Source organism: Aquimarina sp. BL5 (genome assembly GCF_003443675.1).
Taxonomy (GTDB): Bacteria; Bacteroidota; Bacteroidia; order Flavobacteriales; family Flavobacteriaceae; genus Aquimarina.
This window is the reverse complement of the sequence record NZ_CP031963.1, coordinates 3,222,369-3,242,924: the sequence shown is the minus strand read 5'-3', so window position 1 is coordinate 3,242,924 and position 20,556 is coordinate 3,222,369. Positions and strand designations below refer to the sequence as shown.

Sequence of the window (20,556 nt, the reverse complement as noted above, 5' to 3'; positions counted from 1 at the left end):
CAATAGATTTTCTATTACATAAAGCGGGTTAAATAGTTAGTAGGTTATGTTAGGCGTTTGTTACATAATTGGTTTAATTTTGTGAAAATGATCCACCCGAAATTACGTTATAAGTTGGTATATTTACGTTTCTTATAAACTACTAGCAAATTAATGCATCAACTACGCAGAAATAGAAGATTACGAACTACAGAATCAATTCGATCTTTAGTCAGAGAACATACAATCACCCCTAATGATTTTTTAGTACCACTCTTTGTTATAGAAGGTAATAATATAAAGCAAGAAATCGCTTCGATGCCTGGATATTACAGATATAGCTTAGACTTATTAAAAGACGAAGTAAAAGAGTTGTGGATGATGGGGTTAAAGGCGGTATTGCTTTTTGTTAAAGTTCCTGATAATCTTAAAGATAATAAAGGGACCGAAGCCTTAAATCCTGATGGATTGATGCAGCGAGCCATAAAAACTGTAAAAAATGTAGCACCAGAAATGTTGGTGATGACTGATGTGGCATTGGATCCATATTCTTCATATGGACACGATGGTATTGTGGAGGATGGATATATTGTTAACGATCCTACTTGCGAGGTTTTAGCAAAGATGTCGTTATCTCACGCTAAAGCGGGAGCAGATTTTGTAGCGCCTAGTGATATGATGGATGGTAGAATTTTGGCAATTAGAGAGCTTCTAGAAACAGAAAACTATAAGAATACAGGTATTATGAGTTATAGTGCCAAGTATGCATCGGCGTTTTATGGACCGTTTAGAGATGCCTTGGATTCTGCACCTGGTTTTGGAGATAAAAAGACCTATCAGATGGATTTTGCTAATCGAGATGAAGCTGTTAAAGAAACACTGAATGATATAGAGGAAGGAGCCGATATTGTTATGGTCAAACCAGGATTAGCTTATCTGGATATTTTGCGCGATATTAGGGAGGCTGTTGATGTTCCTGTAGCGGTGTATCAAGTAAGTGGTGAGTATGCAATGCTTAAAGCAGCAGCAGAAAAAGGATGGTTAGATCATGATACGATTATGATGGAACAACTAATAGCGTTTAAAAGGGCAGGAGCACACATAATTGCTAGCTATTTTGCTAAAGACGTAGTGAAGCTTTTGGGGTAATTAAATGAACTTTTATGGTAAGCAGAGATCGATTATATCAGACTTTTGGAGAATTATTGTATGTTATCGCTATGAGTGATGGTGTTATTAAGAAAGAAGAAGTAAAAACGTTGGAAGAAATTCTAAAGGCGCATCCAAAAGGACAAGAAATTAAATGGTCTTTTGATTATGAAAATGACAATCAAAATGATATTGAAACCTTATATAAAAAGGTCATAGAAGTTTTTTCGGATAATGGACCAGATGAAGAGTATGATTTTATGATTTATGCGTTAACCAAAATAGCCGAAGCAAGTGATGGTATAGGTTCTAAAGAAGAAAAAGTAATTAGTAGTTTTTCTAAAGATCTTTTAGAAAGATTCAAAAAAGACATTGATAATTTATTTAATTGATAAGATCACACACAATGAAAAATATTTTTTTAATACTCTTAAGCATAACATTTATAGCCACTAGTTGTCAATCAGAAAAGAAACCCGAAAAAGAAAAAATTGTAATTGGCTCGAAGAAAAAGTCGTCTCCTGAATTTGATTTAGGAAAAGAATTATTTAAAGGCAAAGGAAACTGTTATTCTTGTCATCGAATGGATAAGAAATCCATAGGTCCAAGTGTTACTGAGATTATGAAAATTTACAAAGAAAAAAATGGTGATATCATAGGTTTTTTAAGACAAAAAAAAGATCCTATTGTTGATCCTGATAACTATGCAGTAATGAAAACCAATTTTGCGCGCTTAGAAAAATTTACCAACGAAGAATTGAAAGCAATAGAATTATATATGAATGAAGCGACTGCTAAGTAATGAAACAAATATTCTTCCTTCTTTTTCTTATTTCATATCCTATAATGTCTCAACAAGTAACCCCTAAATCCGCTTTTTTAGAAAAGTGGATGAATTCTAAAGAGTATTTGCTGGAAATAGCTGAATCTATGCCAGAAAACAAGTATTCATATGCTCCTACAGAACGTGAAATGGATTTTAGAAACCAATTGCTTCATATCTGTGGAAATATGCTATGGCTTAGTACAATTTACTTTTCTGAAGAAATCTTTGATCGTAAAAAACTTTCGGAAAATGCTCCTGATTCTAAGATCGAGGTTATTAAATTACTCGAAAAATCATTTGATCTTGTTTATGAACGTGTGCAGAACGCAAAAGATGAGTCACTAAAAACCGAAGTAGATTTTTTTGCCGGTCCAAAATCCAAACTTCAGATTTTGAATCTGCTTCAGGATCACGTAACGCATCATAGAGGACAACTAATCGTGTATTTAAATCTTAATGAAATCAAACCACCGAAGTATGTGGGTTGGTAGGTAATATTCTTTTCTAAAATCACTACATATTAAGACTATTTTTTTATTATGCGTGAATACTAATTTTGATTATTTATAGTTAAGGTAGTTAAAATGTATTATTCTCAACTAAGCTTATTCTTAATCTAAACATTCACATAATTTTCTTTTAACCTAATACTACTAACTAATGACTAAAAATTTACAATTACTACTAAGTGTAGTAACGATAGTAACATGCTTTCACTTTAACTACGCTCAATGCAATGATGTTACATTAGAATCTATAACGAATCCAGGACTCTATGATGTAGAAACTCTAACAGAATCTGACGGTTTGCCAGATAGTTCGGATTATCGAGAAGTAACAGTCTACTATCCGACAAATGGAACACCACCATATCCTAGTATCGCAATCGTGCCTGGGTTTACGGCAGGTCCGGGGTCGGTAAGAGCCTGGGGGCCTTATTATGCTTCTCACGGGATCATAGCAATAGTCATAGGGACTAATAATAGAAATGCATTTCCGGATGCGAGAGCAACAGCCCTTATAGCAGCGCTTAAGACTTTAGAAAATGAGAATACACGGACTTCTTCCCCGCTTAACGGACAGGTTGATATTGATAAATTTGCGGTAAGTGGTCATTCTATGGGTGGAGGAGGAGCCCAACGAGCGGCTGTTATGAATGCTAACATAAAAGCTGTAGTTGCTTTGTGTCCTTGGTTACCAACATTTAATAGACCATCTCTTGATCATTCGGCTCCGGTACTAATTTTCAGTGGTCAAAATGATTCTACTGCACAACCATCTCAGCATGCAGATGTTCATTATAACACAACTCCAGAGGAAACAGATAAATTATTATATGAAATAAAAAACGGAAATCATTCTGTGGCAAACACTCCAGGAGGAGCACAGGGAAATGTAGGGAAACTAGCTATTTCTTGGCTAAGGTCAAAACTAAATAATAACAGTTGTTATTGCTCTTTAATCAATGATGAATTACTAGATAATCCAGCAACAGCGTCTACATTTGAAACAAATGTTTCTTGCCAAACATTATCAGTTGATGAAATAGACACCAATGCTCAATTAACCACCAGCATATATCCGAATCCTACGAATTCTTATGTTACTATAGAAAGTGATTTTGCTATTTCTAAGAGTTATGAAATATTTTCTCTTTTGGGTGAACATCTAGTGAGTGGAAGGATTACTGCTAAAAAAGAACAAATTGACCTATCAAACCTAAAACCAAATATATATTTATTAAATATTGATAATCAGGTTTTTAAAATATTGAAGACAGAATAAGTTTAAAAGCCAGAATATTATTTAATCCCATAAAACGGAATAAATATTTCTCTAGATTTTGTGGGATTAAATAGTATATAATACATTTTGGAGTTCTTTTTAGATAAAGAATTCTTATCTAGATTAATTCTTTCTTATAATATCTGCATTTTTGATTCTTAGGGTCTACTAATCGTATTCCTACTGAAATTATTTATTACTTTAGCAGAACTAATCTAATATCATGGCATTACTTATTGTATACGGAGTTGTATCCATTTTCTTTTCGTTTTTATGTTCAATTCTGGAAGCAGTTTTACTGAGTATTACTCCTACATTTCTTAACGTTAAGAAAAAAGAAGGAAAAGCATATGCAACCACTTTAGAAAAGCTAAAGAAGGATGTAGACCGACCACTAATTGCTATATTAACGCTTAATACGATTGCACATACAGTAGGAGCTATATTAGTAGGTGTGCAGGCAAAAGTAGCCTATGCGGAAATGTATGGATCTGAAACTCGTACAATTCTCGGGATAGAGATTACCGAAGACCTTATGGTAGGAATTGTATCTTCTATTATGACTATTTTGATATTAGTAGCTTCAGAGATTATTCCTAAAACTATTGGAGCAACCTATTGGAAACAGTTGTCTAATTTTACTTCCAAAGCATTAAATGTTTTGATTTGGCCGCTAAAATGGACAGGTATTCTCTGGATATTACAATTAACGACTAAGTTAATAGGTGGCAAAGGACATCACGGATCTGTGTTAAGTAGGGAAGATTTCACTGCTATGGCTGATATTGCCGAAGAAGAAGGTGTTTTTGAAGAGTCAGAATCTACAGTGATCAGGAATCTATTAAACTTTAAAAAGATTTTCACAAAAGATGTAATGACTCCTAGAACGGTTATTAAGACTGCTTCAGAAGACACTACTATAGAAGAGTTTTTTAATGAGAATCAAAACCTTCGTTTTTCTAGAATACCGGTTTATAAAGATAAAGCGGATAATATAACAGGTCAGGTACTTAAAGATGAAATTTATAAAGAAATGGCTAATCAAAATGGCCACAAGCTTCTTGGAGAAATAAAAAGACCTATCATATTCACTAACAGAAACTTGCCTATTCCGGATTTATTTAATGAATTGATTCAAACTAAAAATCATATTGCACTGGTTGTAGATGAATACGGTTCTGTAAGTGGGTTAGTAACTATGGAAGATGTAATTGAGACCTTATTAGGTTTGGAGATTGTTGACGAAAGTGATACAGAAACAGATATGCAGATTCTAGCTCGTAAAAACTGGGAAGCTAGAGCAAGAAGATTAGGAATTCTAGACGATAAAAAAGAAGAATGATCGAAACCACTTTCATAAAAACTCCTTTAGGTATTGCTTCTATATCAGGAGATGAAAATGGTATTACAAAAATTTCTATCACCGAAGACACAGAAAAAGTTCCTTCTAAAGAGATTCCAGAAATACTTAAGGAGGCAGTAATTCAGTTACAGGACTATTTTAAGGGGGACAGAAGCACTTTTAGCATTAAAATGAATCCATCTGGTACTGATTTTCAGAAAAAGGTATGGCATGAACTTTCTAAAATTCCTTTTGGAAAAACTGTTAGCTACTTAGATATTGCTAAGCAATTAGGAGATCCTAAATGTATACGAGCAGCGGCATCTGCTAATGGTAAAAATCCATTATGGGTTGTAGTGCCTTGCCATCGTGTAATCGGTAGTGATGGTTCACTTACTGGGTATGCAGGAGGTTTATGGCGGAAAAAATGGTTACTAGCACATGAAAATCCAGTAAAACAACAATCCCTTTTTTAATGACTTTTTTTAGATTTTTCTTAATTTGGATTAGTGTTCTTTTTTTTGGGTGCTTTACTGCTACATCTCAGAAAGCACTGGATAAAGAATTAAATAGACCTATAGTATTACAAAAGGAATCTCTTCAAAAACTATTGCGTACAGGGGATAGTTTATTTAAAGCAAAAGATATTGCAAATGCAATAAAAGAATATGATAATGCTTTTGAGTTAATTCAAAATAACTCTGATATTGATAGTGTAAAAGCGATGGCCTATAAAATTGAACGTTTTTTCACAGACTCGACCAGAGAATATCTTAGGGCAATGAATGTGCTTAATTTTTTAAGTGAACATTGTACAAATCGGAATGATCAGAAATGTTTGATGTATGTAAAAAACAGATTAGGAGTATTACATAATAGAATAGGAGAATATATAAAAGCCATGGAGTATTTCGGGGACGCATTAGATTTGGCTTCTAAAGGGAATAATTCGGACTACCAATGGGAAGTCTTATTAAATAGAGGTGTTTTATTCTTAGACATTGGTGATCAAGATCAAGCCAAAATTGATTTCAAAAAAGCCTTAACATACATTGATCCAAAAGATACCAAGAAACGAAAGGGAGCCACCTATTTAAATATATCGGCCTCTTTTAATGATAGACAAGCCGATTCTATACTGTATTATTCCAGATTAGCAGCTGTAGGTTGTGAAAAGAATTCATTGTCGACCAGACACTGTATTATGGTATATAATAATATCGCCTGGGCTTATTATTTAAAAAAGATGCCCAAAGAAGCTTTAGAGGTAATACGAACTAACATAGAATGGGATAATGATAATTTGACCTATAAGGATGGAGATGATTTATATCCGGGGTTAATGCATACGATGGGTGCAATACAATATGAGTTAGGAAACTATAATAAGGCGCTCGAATATTTTTTGATTTCACAAAATAACTTTGAAAAGAAAAATGATATTTCTGATTTAATTACAGTAAAAGAAGATTTGTCAAAGTTGTATGAGACAACAGGAGATTTAAAAGCAAGTGTTAAGGCTTTACGGGATATAAGATTACTCGAATCTAGACAGCTAAAGGTTAAGGTGAGTAAAGAATTAGCCAAAAGTGAAAGTAAAAATTTACTATTGGCAAAAGAAGAAGTTATTTCTGGATTAGAAGAGAAAAATCTAAAAATAGAAAAAGAAGTTAGTAAGACGAAATGGCAAAACTATTTTCTTGGACTATTATTAGTGGTAGCTGTAGTAGTATTGGTATATAGAGGGCATATAAGTCGTATTAAATATTATCAAATAAACGAAAAATTAACCCACTCACGGTTAACTTCATTAAGATCTTCAATGAATCCTCATTTTTTATTCAACAGCTTTAATACCTTACAGAATTATATTTTAAAAAACGATAATATTAGAGCTAACGAATATATGACAGAGCTTTCAGTACTGATTCGAAATGTCTTGAATAGTTCTGATAGTATCTATATTAGTTTTAAAAAAGAATTAGAGATTATTCAGTCATATGTGAATTTGCAAAGAGGAAGATTTCAGGAGGAATTTGAAGCCAGTTTCGATGTAGATCCGTTTCTTTTAGACAGTAATCCAAGAATACCTTCTATGATTTTACAACCGTTTATAGAGAATGCCATAATACATGGTTTTTCACATTCTTCAATTGCAGGACAGTTAAATATAACATTGCAAAAGAAACAAGACATGGTTGTTTGTAAAGTTGTAGACAATGGAATTGGTAGAGAAGCATCCGAACAGCTTAAGAAGAAAGGTACTGAAGTATCGCATTTGTCTATTGCAACAGAAAACACGAATGAAAGATTAGATATTTTAAATAAAATAGTTAATGGACAATCAAATATTGCTATTAATGATTTATACGATACTACTGGTAAATCATTAGGAACAGAAGTAATTATTACATTGCCTATAGTTAAAGAGATCAAGAAATAATGGATCAAACGTTAAAATGTTTTATCATTGATGATGAAAAAAAGGCTAGAGAAAATATTAGCCTTTTACTTAGTACATATTGCCCTCAAGTAGAAATTATAGGTGAGGCAGGTGATAAAAAATCTATACTTGAAGGTTTATCCAGTCTAAATCCTGATGTTGTTTTTCTCGATGTTCAATTAGGGTCTATTACGATTTTTGACATATTAGATGAACTGGAAGAAATTGATTTCAAAATTATTTTTGTTTCAGCCTTTAATCAGTATGCTGTAGATGGATATAAATATAATGCTTTAGGTTATTTACTAAAACCTATTGATCCTAAGCTATTAGTAGAGGTAATAGATAAGGCAAGTCCGTTACAAGAAAAGAATGAGGATAAAGAAGATCCGATAGCAAGTTTTAATCAGCTGTATGCAAAAATTCATGAAGTACCTAAAATCTCTATAACGGATTCTAAAGGCACACATGTTATAAAAATTCCAAGTGTTCTTTATTGTATTAGCAATGGCAACTACACTACTTTTATCAGGAAGAATGAGAAGGAAATTGTTATATCTAAGAACCTAAAATATATTGAATCCAAGTTACAACCTTTTGGTTTTTTTAGGATTCATAGATCATATTTAATCAATTTGGACCACGTAAATACTCTGGTTAAAGAGCAAGGAGGATACGTAGTTATGTCTAATGAGAAATCACTACCAATAGCAAGAGATTCTAAAAAAGAATTATATCAGAAATTGAATGTTATTTAATTTTTTTTAGAATGTTATTTTTTGAACACGATCTATAAATTGTCGGTTCATACATTAAAATCTGCATTTTATACATTCATTCATACCAAAAAAATATTCCTGAAAAGGATTGAGATAAATAACAGCTAAATTTGGAATAGCGATTAATAGTCTTTAGTTTACTTGGATTAGCTTTTAGTGAGACTTTATTTTGTAATACATGCCCTAATTATAGACTTCTGTTTTTAGATGTAACTTATAAAAAAAAGATGTGAAATATTAAACTGATATTTCAGATAAAAAAAACACAAACTCAACAAGCATTCTTATAAGTTATATAGCTACACTATTATAACCTAATCGAATTAAATTATCGTCATAATAATTGTTTATCTTTATTAAAATGCCCGTTTTATCGGGCATTTTTTTTGTTCTAAACAGAGATTTTATTTTCATATCTTAGGGGATTAAAATTCCCAATACTGATGAAAATTATCAAAAAGCTTTTTAAAGGTCTTATAGCTATCCTACTACTTTGTGTGATTTTGCTATATGTTTTTGATTACGATTATATTCTAAAAGGAGTTCGGGTCGTATATATGACTGGACATAAAACTGCATATATAGATGATTACACATATTTTGATAATCATATAGTAGAAAAAGGAGATCAACCAATCCCGTGGGAATTACATACCAATTATAATACTGCTAAACCTACAGAAAGATTGAAAGCTACTAACGATGCAATGGGAACGGTTGCTTTTATGATTATTAAAAATGACAGTATTTGGTATGAGAACTATGCTGAAGGTTATGGTGTAGCATCTAAAACCAACTCTTTTTCTATGGCAAAAAGTATCACAACTGCCTTATTAGGAAAAGCAATTATGGATGGATATATCAAAAGCTTGGATCAACCAATAGGAGATTTTCTACCTAAATTTTCAGAAGGATTAGCAGCTAAAGTCACTGTAGGAGATCTATCATCAATGTCATCTGGATTAAATTGGACAGAACATTATACAAGTCCATTTTCAATCACAGCAAGAGCTTACTATGATCCCGAATTAAGAGAAGTGATGAATAAATTAGAAATTGTGGATGAACCAGGAAAAGAATTTAGATATTTAAGTGGTAATACACAGTTATTGGGCATGGTAGTTGAAAAAGCAACCGGCAAAAGTTTATCGGAATATCTAAGTGAGAGTTTCTGGAAACCCATGGGCATGGAACAGGACGCATTGTGGCAAGTGGATAGTGAAGATAGCGGAATGGAGAAATCGTATTGTTGTATTGCCAGTAATGCTAGAGATTTTGCTCGTTTCGGAGTGCTTTTTAAAAATGACGGAAAGTTTGGCGGGAAACAAATATTGCCAAAAGAATTTACAAAACTAGCTACTCAAAAACGCTTTGAGAATGATGATATGTATGGTTATGGATTTTGGTTATCCGATCACCTTGATAAGGATATATTTGTGATGCGAGGTATTTTAGGGCAATATGTAATTAGTATTCCTCAAGATAATGTGATTATTGTTCGTTTAGGGCATCATCGTGGAGGACCGCAGGGGTCTTTTAGTACAGATTTCTTTATTTATGTAGAGGAGGCTTATAAAATGTTAGAGAATGCTTCATAAGATTAACTTAGAACACATTTTGTTTCTGGACATCGAAACAGTTCCGGAGCAAGAAAGCTTTGACGCCCTAACAGATGAAATGAAATATCTATGGGCTGATAAAACTAAATTTCAGCGTAAGGAAGAGTTTTCTCCAGAAGAATTCTATGAGCGAGCTGGTATTTGGGCAGAGTTTGGAAAGATCGTCTGTATTTCAGTTGGGTATTTTGCTTTTAAAGGAGAAACAAGATCTTTTAGAACTACTTCTTTTTTTGGAGATGAGAAACAATTGCTTATAGATTTCAAAAGCTTGTTAGAAACACATTTTAATAATCCACATCACTTGCTTTGTGCACATAATGGTAAAGAATTTGATTTTCCTTATATCGCAAGAAGAATGATTATTCACAATATTAGTTTGCCTTTTAAATTAAACTTATTTGGCAAAAAACCTTGGGAGGTTCCACATTTAGACACTTTGGATTTATGGAAATTTGGAGATTATAAACACTATACCTCTCTTAAGCTTTTGACGAATATTTTAGGAATCCCTTCTCCAAAAGATGACATTGATGGTAGCCAAGTAAGACAGGTGTATTATGAGGAAAATGATATTGATCGTATTGTGATTTACTGTGAAAAAGATACAGTCGCTGTCGCTCAGATTCTTTTACGCTTGAGGCAAGAGGAACTATTAGACGATGATGAAGTAATTTCTGTATAATTATTCTGTTAGGTAAGAAATTGAATCTTATAAGGTTTTCACATATGTTTTTTAAGGTTCAATAGTCTATATAAGTTTTGTTGTTACTTCACTGATAACCAGATCGTACTGAGTTTTTTAGTATTTCTTTCTAATGTCTAATTGTTTTCAAAAAATATATATAACAAATGATCAAAATTATACTACAGAATGGTTCTTTTTATATTGAAAAACAACTGATTAGTAGTGTAATTGTATTGTAAAAAACCTCTTGTAGTCTTCGTGAAATCAGGACATGCTGCTATTTTATCAAATCTAAATGCCCTTTAATTATCTCCAAAACTGTAAAACTTAACGTATTTACAATTGAAATGATTATTGTAAATTTATAAAACATTAATAAGAAGATCTTTTTATTGAAACAACACCAATATTAATGTTAAAATAAAAGCAAATAACTAATGTTTTTATGTGATTAATGTAAACACAAACAAACTCCAATTTCTTTATGAAAACGCAACTAACTCTTACGGATTTTATTTTATGGAATAAAATAATAATTAATTCGAACCCTCATAGAGCATAAACTTAGTCCATATAGTTTATCATCTATTATTTTAATTACATCACTTATTCTTTTGGATTTCTTGCTTGTTATAAGAAGCAAACTTTAGAAACAAATACACTCTAATAATTGTAGTATTCATCAACAATTTCAAAAAAGAATATTGAGTACCTATTCTTAGCGGTATTAGGAAAATTATTAAGTGATGTAAAATACCTGAAATCTATTTTGATGATTAATCAGAATAATTACTTACTCAATTGAACTTTATTTATTAACACAAACTAAATATTTTAATCATGAAAAATTTGACAAAATTCTTGGTCACAGCATGTATGTGTCTATTCTTTGGTGGGCTATTAGCTCAGCCAACACCACCGAATGGTAAAAAATGGGAAAAAATAGAATCTATGTCTGATGAATTTAACGGTTCTTCTCTTAATGGTTCTAAATGGGCAGTAAATGATCCTCAATGGGAAGGAAGACGACCTGCGAGATTCGAAACATTTTCTGTGTCGGTAGGAGGAGGAGACCTTAAAATTTCAGCTTCTAAAAAATCCAACGCTTTTGGAGGATGGACTCATAATGGTGGTCTGGTAAGATCTAAAACCAGACAGAAATTTGGGTATTATGAGACCAGAATGAAAGCGAATAAAACTTTTATGTCTTCTACTTTTTGGTTGATCAATAAAAGAAACGAATTTACAGGTTGTGATGCCAGAGTAACAGAACTCGATGTAACAGAGAATGTTGGAGCTAATACAGGAGGGAAACCTTGGATCAATCAAAACATGAGAACATTGAATGCTAATACACATAGTAGAAGGACAAGTTGTAATAGCACGCCAACTGGTATAAGAGGAAATAAAGCTGAAATAGGTGAATTCGCATATCAAGGATATCATACTTATGGTGTTTGGTGGAAAAATGAAAAAGAATTATTGTTTTATTTAGATGGTAAATTTGTATTCCAAATTACTCCAGCTGCTGATTTTAGTCTTCCTATGTATTTACGAATGGTAGTGGAGACATATGATTGGAATCCTCCAAAAGCAGGACAAGATGGTATGAATGATTCTCAAGCTAATCGCACTACTTACTATGATTGGGTCCGCTCTTATAAATTGGTTGATGGGAATGGGAATTCAGGCCCAGGTTCTTCCGGTGGAAATGTTACTATTAAAGGACAAAGTAATAATAGATTTATAAGCTCAGAAAATGGGAACAGATCTATGACCGCTAATAAAACAAATGCTGGAAGCTGGGAAAAGTTTACGGTAACTTCTTCAGGAAACGGTACTGTAACTATCAAAGGAAACAACGGCAGATTTGTGAGCTCAGAAAATGGAACAAAAGCAATGAATTGTAATCGTACTGCCGCCCAAGGTTGGGAAAAATTTACACTGGTATCACAAGGTGGAAACGTATATGCAATCAAAGGGAATAATGGTAAATATGTAAGTCATGAGAACGGTGCAAATTCAGGGATTACTTGTAATCGTAGCGCAATAGGAGCCTGGGAGAAATTTATCATTAGCGGGCTTAATAATAGAAGTTTCGATTTAGATACAAAAGAAGTTTCGAAAGAATTGGTAGATATATATCCTAATCCAGCATCAAATATAAGTGATGTATCTGTAGATATTCAATTAGAAAAAGATATCAATACTTCTATAAAAGTTATGGACATTCGTGGAAGAGTTGTTCTTGCTAAAAACCTTGGAATTTTAAAGGCCGGAAATACTTCTATTCCACTAAATGATCTAGGAGATTCACTTAAAACGACAGGTCTATATTTAATAAAAATAAATGTAGGTAATAAGGTGATCAATAAAAAATTGATGGTAAATTAATGTATCCATCACAGGTTTAATGTTTAATCAAAACCAGTTCTACCAATTTTTATATCACACAAATTAGTTTTTAAAAGCGGATTCATAAAATGAATCTGCTTTTTTTAATCGGGTTTGTGTACTAGAAATTTGTAATGAGGTTTGGAGATCTAATAAACACTGCCTTTTTTTGATTTTTGCATAGCACGGCTACCGAGAAATTAAAAAAGGAAGCAAAGTGTCAGTATTTACAGCTGCTTCAAGCTGTAATAGATTTTCTAATGTATAAAGCGAGTTAAAGAGAACCTTCTAAATGGGTTCTCTTTAATAATAAGATTACAATAATTTTTATTGTAATCTGGCTAAAACAGACCTACTTAATAATTTCCCATTCGATTTTGTGGTTTCTTGTTGTACCAACCCTACATCTTTTGCAATCCATTGTTTTACATAAGAAGTTTGTTTCATACCCATGCTCATACTAGTTTCATTGATGTATGTAATGAGATAACAATTAAATGACCCTGCGGAAGTAATAATAGTCTCTTCGGATGCTACTTTTCTGTTTTTGAGGTCTACAGTCATATCTATACTCATAACACCAGCATCAATAGACATAGTTACTTGACCATCTGCTAATTCTTGTCCTATAGAAAGTGAATTGGGAATATCAATACCTTTTCCTTCAATACTATATTCCATATTCTTGTATTGGTTAAATAAGTTAGGAGAAATTATAGATTCTGGATCTAAAGTTGTAGTCCCTCCATCACATGTTATTGTGAATTGAGCTTCGGTAATTTTTTTTTGTTTTTTAGCATCACTTAAATACATACTCATCATAATCTTGGATTCAGATCCTGAAGAATTGATATCCAAAACCTCGTAACTTGTTTTAGAGGTTATTTTATTTTTATGGTTAAAATGATGCATTGTGAGCGTAGTTCCTTCCTTTGAAGGGTAAAATGGACTACAATTGTTTTGGGCGGTAAGCTTACCCAAGACAAAAATTATTAGAATTATAGATAGAGCTCTCATATATAAATTTATTATTAGTGTTTAATCTTCATCAATTGTCCAGATTTCTCCAGATGTTCCAGATGCTATATATCCTCCGAAAAACCAAATTTGATCATCGTATACAAGGCTAGAATGAGAATGGGAGCTCTGAAAAGGAATAAATTCCTCATACCTTGTCCAGTTAATCATATCGGAAGAATGCCATATATCTTTTGTAATTCTTGATGTTTCTGACTGACCATTAATAATCCATACTTTGTTATTGAAAACAGTTGCTGTATATAAATCTCTAGCATTAAAAATAGGAGTAGATGTAGCTACTGATGACCAACTAATCCCATCAGTACTTGACCAGATTTCATTAAAGCGACTAGTTTCGTTTCTGCCGGCTATAACATATAAAGAGCCATTAAAAACAACTGTTTCATGGTTGCCTCTAACCGGGAAAGCGTTTGCATTTTCTTCTACCCAATTGACTCCATCTATCGTAGACCATACAATCATATTGGTTCTTGATGAGGATGGGCCTATAACATACATTTTGTTATTAAATACCGTTGTGGTATGAGCGGACATATTACCAAACGGAGCGGTCATAGTGACATTATACCATGTTGAACCATCGCTAGATCTCCAAATATCAGATAAAAAATCATCTGAGTTGTTTTTTCCACCAATTAGCCACATTTCGTTATTAAATACAGTTAATGTATGACGATATCTTGCTTCGAAAAGATCGCTAGTAACGGATACCCAATTTATTCCATTATCACTTGACCAAACAGCGTTTCCATAAGTGTCATCAGCGGTATATGCATTATCTCCACCTACAGACCATACTTTTCCATCAAATACAACCATGGTGTTTTCTGCAAATCCACCCATTTGATCTTCAGAAGTTTTTAGATCAAATGTTAATGAACTTTCTGAAACATCATCTATTATAATGTCATCATCTTCGGTATCACAGGCGATGTGAATACTAAGTAGAAATGCTAATAAGATTTTTGAGGTTTTCATTTTGTTACGTTTTATAGTTTCCTATTAGTGTCATAATCTTTGAACAGGTAAACATGAAACATAAAAATCGCTCCTTAGAGCGATTTTAAAATAAAAAAGTAAACAGATTTCGGTTGTTAATTTCTTCCTTTTTCGTTTGGATATAGTTTGTATACAGGATCACTTTGCCAAAACTCTTTGGTGTCAATATCCATAATTGTAAGAGGGCCTTTAAAAGCAGCACCAGTATCAATGTTCCAAATACAAGTAGCATTCACAGGTGTAGTTTTGTTAATTCTGGTAACGGGAGTATGACCAATGTAGATTTCATCAAAAAGTAAAAGCCTTTTGGGATAAGTAAGATCTGTTTTTTTAAGTTTTGGGTCTATTGATAAAGCCGTTTCCCATAAGGTTCGATCCCAATAAAATAGTTTACTGAAATATTCTCGATGAGGTCCATGAAGGTTTGTAAAACCTGCATGAAGAAACAGGCGGTTATGGTCATCTATGAAATAGTTAGTGAGATTTTCATAAAACCCCAGATGAATATCAATCTCTTGTTTTGATAATTTATCGTAAGAGTCGATAGTAGCCTGACCTCCATGTTTCATCCATTCTGGATTGTATTTTTTCTCCGTTAACCAAGTGTAACAGAGCTCGTCGTGATTACCTCTAATAAAGATGCAATTATATGTTTTTTGTAATTCTATAAGAAAAGAAACAAGCTGGGCACTATCACTCCACCCATCTACATAATCACCTAAAAAAATTAAGGTATCATCAGTGGTAATTTTTGCTTTTTCAGTTAATTGTTGGAGAGCTTTTAGAGCTCCGTGCATATCTCCAATAACAAGAGTTCTGTTCATCTGCATTTATTTTAATAGGTTTTGAAGATACTATTTTACAAAGTTTTAAGCACGATTACGATGTTGTTAGGTTGTGCTTTTTTACTAAAACCACTTAAAATTTTGATTATCAACTAATTGAATTAGATAAAATTGTTGATTGTATAAATATTTTAAATTTTCCTTAGGGTGTTTTGAAGCTTAAGTGTTTAAGGAAAAGTATTATAAATAAAGAAAGTCAAGATGACTTTATCAAAAACTTACTTAAACATGAAAAATAAATTTTTAGTTCAACTTGTTGTTATTGCGCTAGTAACCTTTGCTTGTAGCAACGATGATGATACGCCAAGATTAATCGAGTCAAATCTCGAAGATGCACTTACCACAATACCTGATGATATTACCAAATTGTTTATAGCTAAAGGTAACGAGAGTGCTAATACAGTAATTATCTATGAACAGGGAGGGCCAGATAAAGAGCTAGATGATGAATATTTTGAACTTAATGGTAGTTTTCCTTCGGATTTTAACAATTTATTCAAGGATTATTACAGAGTATATATGCACCAAGCACTTACTTTTAATAATAGTATATGTACCAATGAAACGTTGAAAAAGGAACAAGCTGATTTAGAAAATAAGGTTAGTGTAGAGATGTTGGATAGAGTTATTAAGAACTTTAAGTCTGAAGGAAAGACTGTATATGTAATGGGGCATTCTTTTGGAGGGTTTTTAGTTACAAAGTATATTGCTGAAAAAGGAAATACTACTGCAGATAAATTTGTGATTATGGCTGCTCGTTTAGAAATGCAACCAGAAGTTCCCGATAATTTTTTGCAAGGAAGACCGTATTACTTTTTAAATGGGACAACACCAAAAGAAGAAGATAGAGCAGAACTTTTAGAAGATTATAATGACATAAAACAATCTTGCCCATCTGTTTTTTCATTTTTAGGAGCAATAGGTAGTGAGCGTTTTTCCTCAAAGATTACAACACAGGATTTATCTAATGTAATTTATGTGTATGCTAAAGATGATTTTCAAACAGGAGTATTGTTAACAACAGAAACAACATTTCTTAATGATAGAATGTCCAAGGTAATAGAGATTAATTCAGGGGGACATGGAGCTATGTTTGATAGTCCATATCCTAAACAAATTTTTGATTTGTTACAACAGTAATAAAAGTTTTCTAATAAATAAGAGGGAGGCATTTCTTCTTCCTCTTATTTATTTTGCGAAGTATAATTCTATTTAATTATACCTTACTTTTCTTAAGATTCGCATACTTTCTTTATATAGAATATAAACCTTTTCATCAGAATAATTCTTTAGATACGGTTTTGCTTCTTCTAATTTATCTTTTGCCTCGTTAAAATCATTGAAATAACATAAAAGATAGGTCACAGGTAGGTTTAATAGATCTTTTTGTTCGTTTTTTGTTAACGACATTTTCTTTTTTAATTTCTCTATTAACGAATTATTACTGTTGTATAAATGAAATAAGGTTTTTCGCTCAAATTGCGGAGGTTCGAACAGTAGCTTACTTTCTATATCGTAACTTACATTGTTTTTAAACTTGATTGTAACCTCTTCTAAAGGGTAATAATCAAATGTGTCTTGTAAGCCAAGTTGCACATATTCTATAATTTTAAATTCTTCATCAGTAATTGAAATGCTAACTTCATCAAATTGTGAGTAAAATAACTTTACCTGTTCATTAATCAATGCAATATCTACTCTTGAGTAATATGTTTCATTCTTTATACGCTTCTCTTTTGCAGACCAACAAACGACAAAATATTCTTTAAAAACTTTGTAATTTGGGTTATAATCTTTTCTAGAATTCATGAAATCAAAAACACCATCTAGCGTCAATTCGATATTGTTTTGCGCATGACTTTCTATAGATTCTACGATTTCAGAATTTACATCTTTGATTTTAATATCAAACACTTTCGGCATACTGATGCTACCATCTCTAAAAAATACTGCGCCTCCATAGTATTTCCAGATATTTTTGCGCAGAGAACACAGCTTTCCTTCTTGAGAACGTATGGAAACCAATCCTACCACCTTATCACTTGGTAAATGAGGAAAGGGGATGTTTTCGTAGGTAACTAAAGGAGGGTTAGAAAGATAAGCATTAACTAGGTTTTGGATTTTACTATCATCAAAAAAGTCTACACCTATAATCTGATTATCTTCATCTTCGACTCCGATAACGATATATGAATTGTTTTTCGGATTAGAATTAGAAAGCGCACATATGTGTTTAAGGAATTTAGCTTTTCCTTCTTTTTCGCCAATATTGAGCTTACGTTTCTTATCATAAAAACTATTCTCGTCATTATGTGCTAAAAGATTTTTTATTAAAAGACGTTTATTAATCATTCCTTTTACAAATAGCAATACATTCTTTTTCCCATATAAACTTAGGAATTTTTATTCGGTATGCAATGTGTTAGTAATAAAGAAATTATGAACTTTTATTTATAATGGTGCTGTTGGCTTGCGCTGTTGGGAAAACCACTAGATCTGCAATATTTACGTGATAAGGTCTAGTGACTACAAAAACGATAATGTCCGCAATATCTTCTGGTCTTAGAGGATCGAAACCATTATAGACGGTATCTGCCTTTTTATCATCACCTTTGAATCGTACATTGCTAAATTCTGTTTCTACCAATCCTGGATGAATTGCTCCTACGCGTATTCCATATTGATTAAGATCTATTTGCATTCCCTTATTAATTGCATCTACTGCGTGTTTACTGGCACAGTATACGTTTCCGTTAGGGTATACTTCTTTGCCGGCTATGGAACCAATATTAATAATATGACCAGATTTTTGTGAAATCATTTTTGGGATTACCGCTTTAGAAACATACAACAATCCTTTTACATTGATATCTAACATAGCATCCCAATCATCTAGGTTTCCTGTCTGGATAGGATCAAGACCGTGAGCATTACCAGCATTATTAACCAATATGTCTATAGAACTAAATTCTTCTGGAAGTTCGCCAATACTGTTAAAAACACCTTCTTTATCCCGAACATCAAAGCAGAGTATATGTACTCTTACTTTTTTACTTAATGCAGTTTGTAATTTTTGGAGACGTTCTTGTCTTCTTCCACAAAGTATAAGATTGATGCCGTGTTTAGCAAATTCATAGGCAGTTGACTTTCCAATTCCACTAGTCGCCCCAGTTATTAGTGCTGTTTTCATTGTCTTGAGGTTAAACGTTTTTTCTTTTAAATATTTTTACTAAAATAAATTCAAATCCAATAGTTAAATACACAAACAAAGGTTGGTATTTTCAATTTCTAAATGTTTCAAAAGCAGAAATAAAGAATATCGCGACTATTACATATGAGAAAAGAGATTACTTTTTCATTTAGTTTTTTGCAACACTTTAAAAAAGCATTCGTCCTTTAGAAACATCATCGCGAAAGCCGATGAAAATCGTTACGTCCGTTTTTATCAGTAAAAAGATCTAAATATACTGTAAAATTTGGGCGTAAGCGTATTTATAAGGCATACATTTAACCTATAATTAACAACGAAAAGAAAAATATTTTAACAATTTGCAATGCTGAAACATGAATGGTAAATTCACGGCTTTAAAAAAAAGAATAGATGGAAGAAAATAGTTCTGTTGATATTGCTTCAATCAATGAGAAAATACAGAGAGAATCTGCATTTGTAGATTTACTTACTTTAGAGATTAATAAGGTAATCGTTGGCCAGAAACATATGGTAGAACGTTTACTGATAGGATTGCTTGGACAAGGGCATATTTTATTAGAAGGTGTTCCCGGACTAGCAAAGACGTTAGCGATTAATACATTGTCTAAGGCTGTTCACGGTAGTTTTAGTCGTATCCAGTTTACGCCAGACTTATTACCTGCAGATGTAACAGGTACATTAATCTTTAATATGAAAGAAAATGATTTTTCTATTAAGAAAGGTCCTATTTTCGCCAATTTCGTATTAGCGGATGAGATCAACCGTGCTCCTGCAAAGGTACAAAGTGCTTTACTTGAAGCCATGCAGGAAAAACAAGTTACTATTGGTGATGAAACGTTTGTTTTAGATAAACCATTTTTGGTAATGGCAACTATGAATCCAGTAGAGCAAGAAGGAACATATCCACTACCGGAGGCACAGGTAGACCGTTTTATGCTAAAAACAGTGATTGATTACCCTAAATTAGAGGATGAACAATTAATCGTTCGTGCAAATCTAAAAGGATCTTTCGAAAAAGTAAATCCGGTAGTTTCTGTGGAACAGATTATTAATGCTCAGAAAGCTGTAAGAGAGGTTTACATGGACGAAAAAATTGAGAAATATATTCTTGATATTATTTTTGCGACTCGTTTCCCTGAAAAATACGGTCTAGAAGAATTGAAACCGTTAATTAATTTTGGTGCTTCTCCAAGGGGAAGTATTAATATGGCCACAGCCGCTAAGTGTTTTGCTTTTATAAAAAGAAGAGGATATGTTATTCCAGAAGATGTTCGTGCTGTAGTACATGACGTATTACGTCATCGTATTGGTATTACATATGAGGCCGAGGCCGAAAATGTAACTTCAGTAGATATAATTAATAAGATTGTAAACGAGATTGAAGTACCATAGTAGATGCTTCGCATGGGTGTAAAGTCATAGGTGTAAGTTGCCAGGCATTACATCTTTGTACTACTAA

The 20,556-nt window shown here is 32.5% G+C and carries 19 protein-coding genes and 1 pseudogene; 15 read left to right on the top strand and 5 right to left on the bottom strand.

Annotation, left to right across the window (positions count from 1 at the left end):
- The first annotated feature begins 153 nt into the window (after positions 1 to 153).
- The 13 genes and pseudogenes from hemB to D1818_RS25920 all read left to right on the top strand — a co-directional run bounded on the left by hemB (position 154) and on the right by D1818_RS25920 (position 13,001).
- The gene (gene hemB / locus D1818_RS13740) at positions 154 to 1,128 is read left to right on the top strand and encodes a porphobilinogen synthase (RefSeq protein ID WP_118459576.1); all 975 of its coding nucleotides are present in this window, start codon (positions 154 to 156) and stop codon (positions 1,126 to 1,128) included.
- Between the two features lie 14 nt (positions 1,129 to 1,142).
- The gene (locus D1818_RS13735) at positions 1,143 to 1,520 is read left to right on the top strand and encodes a TerB family tellurite resistance protein (protein WP_118459575.1); all 378 of its coding nucleotides are present in this window, start codon (positions 1,143 to 1,145) and stop codon (positions 1,518 to 1,520) included.
- A gap of 14 nt (positions 1,521 to 1,534) precedes the next feature.
- The gene (locus D1818_RS13730) at positions 1,535 to 1,930 is read left to right on the top strand and encodes a c-type cytochrome (protein WP_118459574.1); all 396 of its coding nucleotides are present in this window, start codon (positions 1,535 to 1,537) and stop codon (positions 1,928 to 1,930) included.
- Positions 1,930 to 2,445 carry a DinB family protein gene (locus D1818_RS13725; protein ID WP_118459573.1) on the top strand — a complete coding sequence of 172 codons (516 nt, stop codon included), beginning with the start codon at positions 1,930 to 1,932 and terminating at the stop codon, positions 2,443 to 2,445. Before D1818_RS13730 ends, D1818_RS13725 begins: the two co-directional genes overlap by 1 nt.
- Positions 2,446 to 2,614: 169 nt before the next feature.
- Complete coding sequence (locus D1818_RS13720) at positions 2,615 to 3,739, top strand: T9SS type A sorting domain-containing protein (RefSeq protein WP_118459572.1); 1,125 nt, start codon at positions 2,615 to 2,617, stop codon at positions 3,737 to 3,739.
- Positions 3,740 to 3,962: 223 nt separating this feature from the next.
- Positions 3,963 to 5,081: a CNNM domain-containing protein gene (locus D1818_RS13715; protein WP_118459571.1), complete on the top strand. Its 1,119-nt coding sequence runs from the start codon at positions 3,963 to 3,965 to the stop codon at positions 5,079 to 5,081.
- The gene (locus tag D1818_RS13710) at positions 5,081 to 5,557 is read left to right on the top strand and encodes a methylated-DNA--[protein]-cysteine S-methyltransferase (protein WP_118463728.1); all 477 of its coding nucleotides are present in this window, start codon (positions 5,081 to 5,083) and stop codon (positions 5,555 to 5,557) included. Before D1818_RS13715 ends, D1818_RS13710 begins: the two co-directional genes overlap by 1 nt.
- Entirely contained in the window at positions 5,557 to 7,524 is a 1,968-nt protein-coding gene (locus D1818_RS13705; protein ID WP_118459570.1) for a histidine kinase, read from the top strand. The genes D1818_RS13710 and D1818_RS13705 overlap by 1 nt, the downstream gene beginning before the upstream one ends.
- Complete coding sequence (locus D1818_RS13700) at positions 7,524 to 8,282, top strand: LytTR family DNA-binding domain-containing protein (protein WP_118459569.1); 759 nt, start codon at positions 7,524 to 7,526, stop codon at positions 8,280 to 8,282. The genes D1818_RS13705 and D1818_RS13700 overlap by 1 nt, the downstream gene beginning before the upstream one ends.
- A 464-nt stretch (positions 8,283 to 8,746) precedes the next feature.
- Complete coding sequence (locus D1818_RS13695; protein ID WP_118459568.1) at positions 8,747 to 9,901, top strand: serine hydrolase; 1,155 nt, start codon at positions 8,747 to 8,749, stop codon at positions 9,899 to 9,901.
- Positions 9,891 to 10,604, top strand: a complete 714-nt coding sequence (locus D1818_RS13690; RefSeq protein ID WP_118459567.1) for a 3'-5' exonuclease — start codon at positions 9,891 to 9,893, stop codon at positions 10,602 to 10,604. Before D1818_RS13695 ends, D1818_RS13690 begins: the two co-directional genes overlap by 11 nt.
- A gap of 843 nt (positions 10,605 to 11,447) precedes the next feature.
- A pseudogene (locus D1818_RS25925) lies at positions 11,448 to 12,185 on the top strand (family 16 glycosylhydrolase); the annotation flags it as partial.
- Positions 12,165 to 13,001, top strand: a complete 837-nt coding sequence (locus tag D1818_RS25920) for a T9SS type A sorting domain-containing protein (protein WP_371682606.1) — start codon at positions 12,165 to 12,167, stop codon at positions 12,999 to 13,001. The pseudogene D1818_RS25925 and the gene D1818_RS25920, both read left to right, overlap by 21 nt.
- Positions 13,002 to 13,328: 327 nt before the next feature.
- On the opposite strand, the gene D1818_RS13680 is transcribed toward D1818_RS25920, so the two are convergent.
- From D1818_RS13680 to D1818_RS13670, 3 genes are all read right to left on the bottom strand, one after another.
- Positions 13,329 to 14,018 carry a hypothetical protein gene (locus D1818_RS13680; protein WP_118459565.1) on the bottom strand — a complete coding sequence of 230 codons (690 nt, stop codon included), beginning with the start codon at positions 14,016 to 14,018 and terminating at the stop codon, positions 13,329 to 13,331.
- A 21-nt stretch (positions 14,019 to 14,039) separates the two neighbouring features.
- On the bottom strand, positions 14,040 to 15,020 hold the full coding sequence (locus tag D1818_RS13675; RefSeq protein ID WP_118459564.1) for a kelch repeat-containing protein: 981 nt from the start codon (positions 15,018 to 15,020) through the stop codon (positions 14,040 to 14,042).
- Between the two features lie 116 nt (positions 15,021 to 15,136).
- The gene (locus D1818_RS13670; protein ID WP_233558473.1) at positions 15,137 to 15,865 is read right to left on the bottom strand and encodes a metallophosphoesterase; all 729 of its coding nucleotides are present in this window, start codon (positions 15,863 to 15,865) and stop codon (positions 15,137 to 15,139) included.
- A gap of 249 nt (positions 15,866 to 16,114) precedes the next feature.
- On the opposite strand from D1818_RS13670, the gene D1818_RS13665 reads away from it, so the two are divergent.
- Positions 16,115 to 17,026: a hypothetical protein gene (locus D1818_RS13665; RefSeq protein WP_118459562.1), complete on the top strand. Its 912-nt coding sequence runs from the start codon at positions 16,115 to 16,117 to the stop codon at positions 17,024 to 17,026.
- 72 nt (positions 17,027 to 17,098) lie between these two features.
- On the opposite strand, the gene D1818_RS13660 is transcribed toward D1818_RS13665, so the two are convergent.
- Complete coding sequence (locus tag D1818_RS13660; RefSeq protein ID WP_118459561.1) at positions 17,099 to 18,238, bottom strand: ATP-binding protein; 1,140 nt, start codon at positions 18,236 to 18,238, stop codon at positions 17,099 to 17,101.
- 85 nt (positions 18,239 to 18,323) lie between these two features.
- Positions 18,324 to 19,076, bottom strand: a complete 753-nt coding sequence (locus D1818_RS13655; protein WP_118459560.1) for an SDR family NAD(P)-dependent oxidoreductase — start codon at positions 19,074 to 19,076, stop codon at positions 18,324 to 18,326.
- Between the two features lie 411 nt (positions 19,077 to 19,487).
- Here D1818_RS13655 and D1818_RS13650 point away from each other — a divergent pair, with 411 nt between their 5' ends.
- Positions 19,488 to 20,489, top strand: coding sequence for a MoxR family ATPase (locus tag D1818_RS13650; protein WP_118459559.1), 1,002 nt, complete (start codon positions 19,488 to 19,490; stop codon positions 20,487 to 20,489).
- The last annotated feature ends 67 nt before the right edge of the window (positions 20,490 to 20,556 follow it).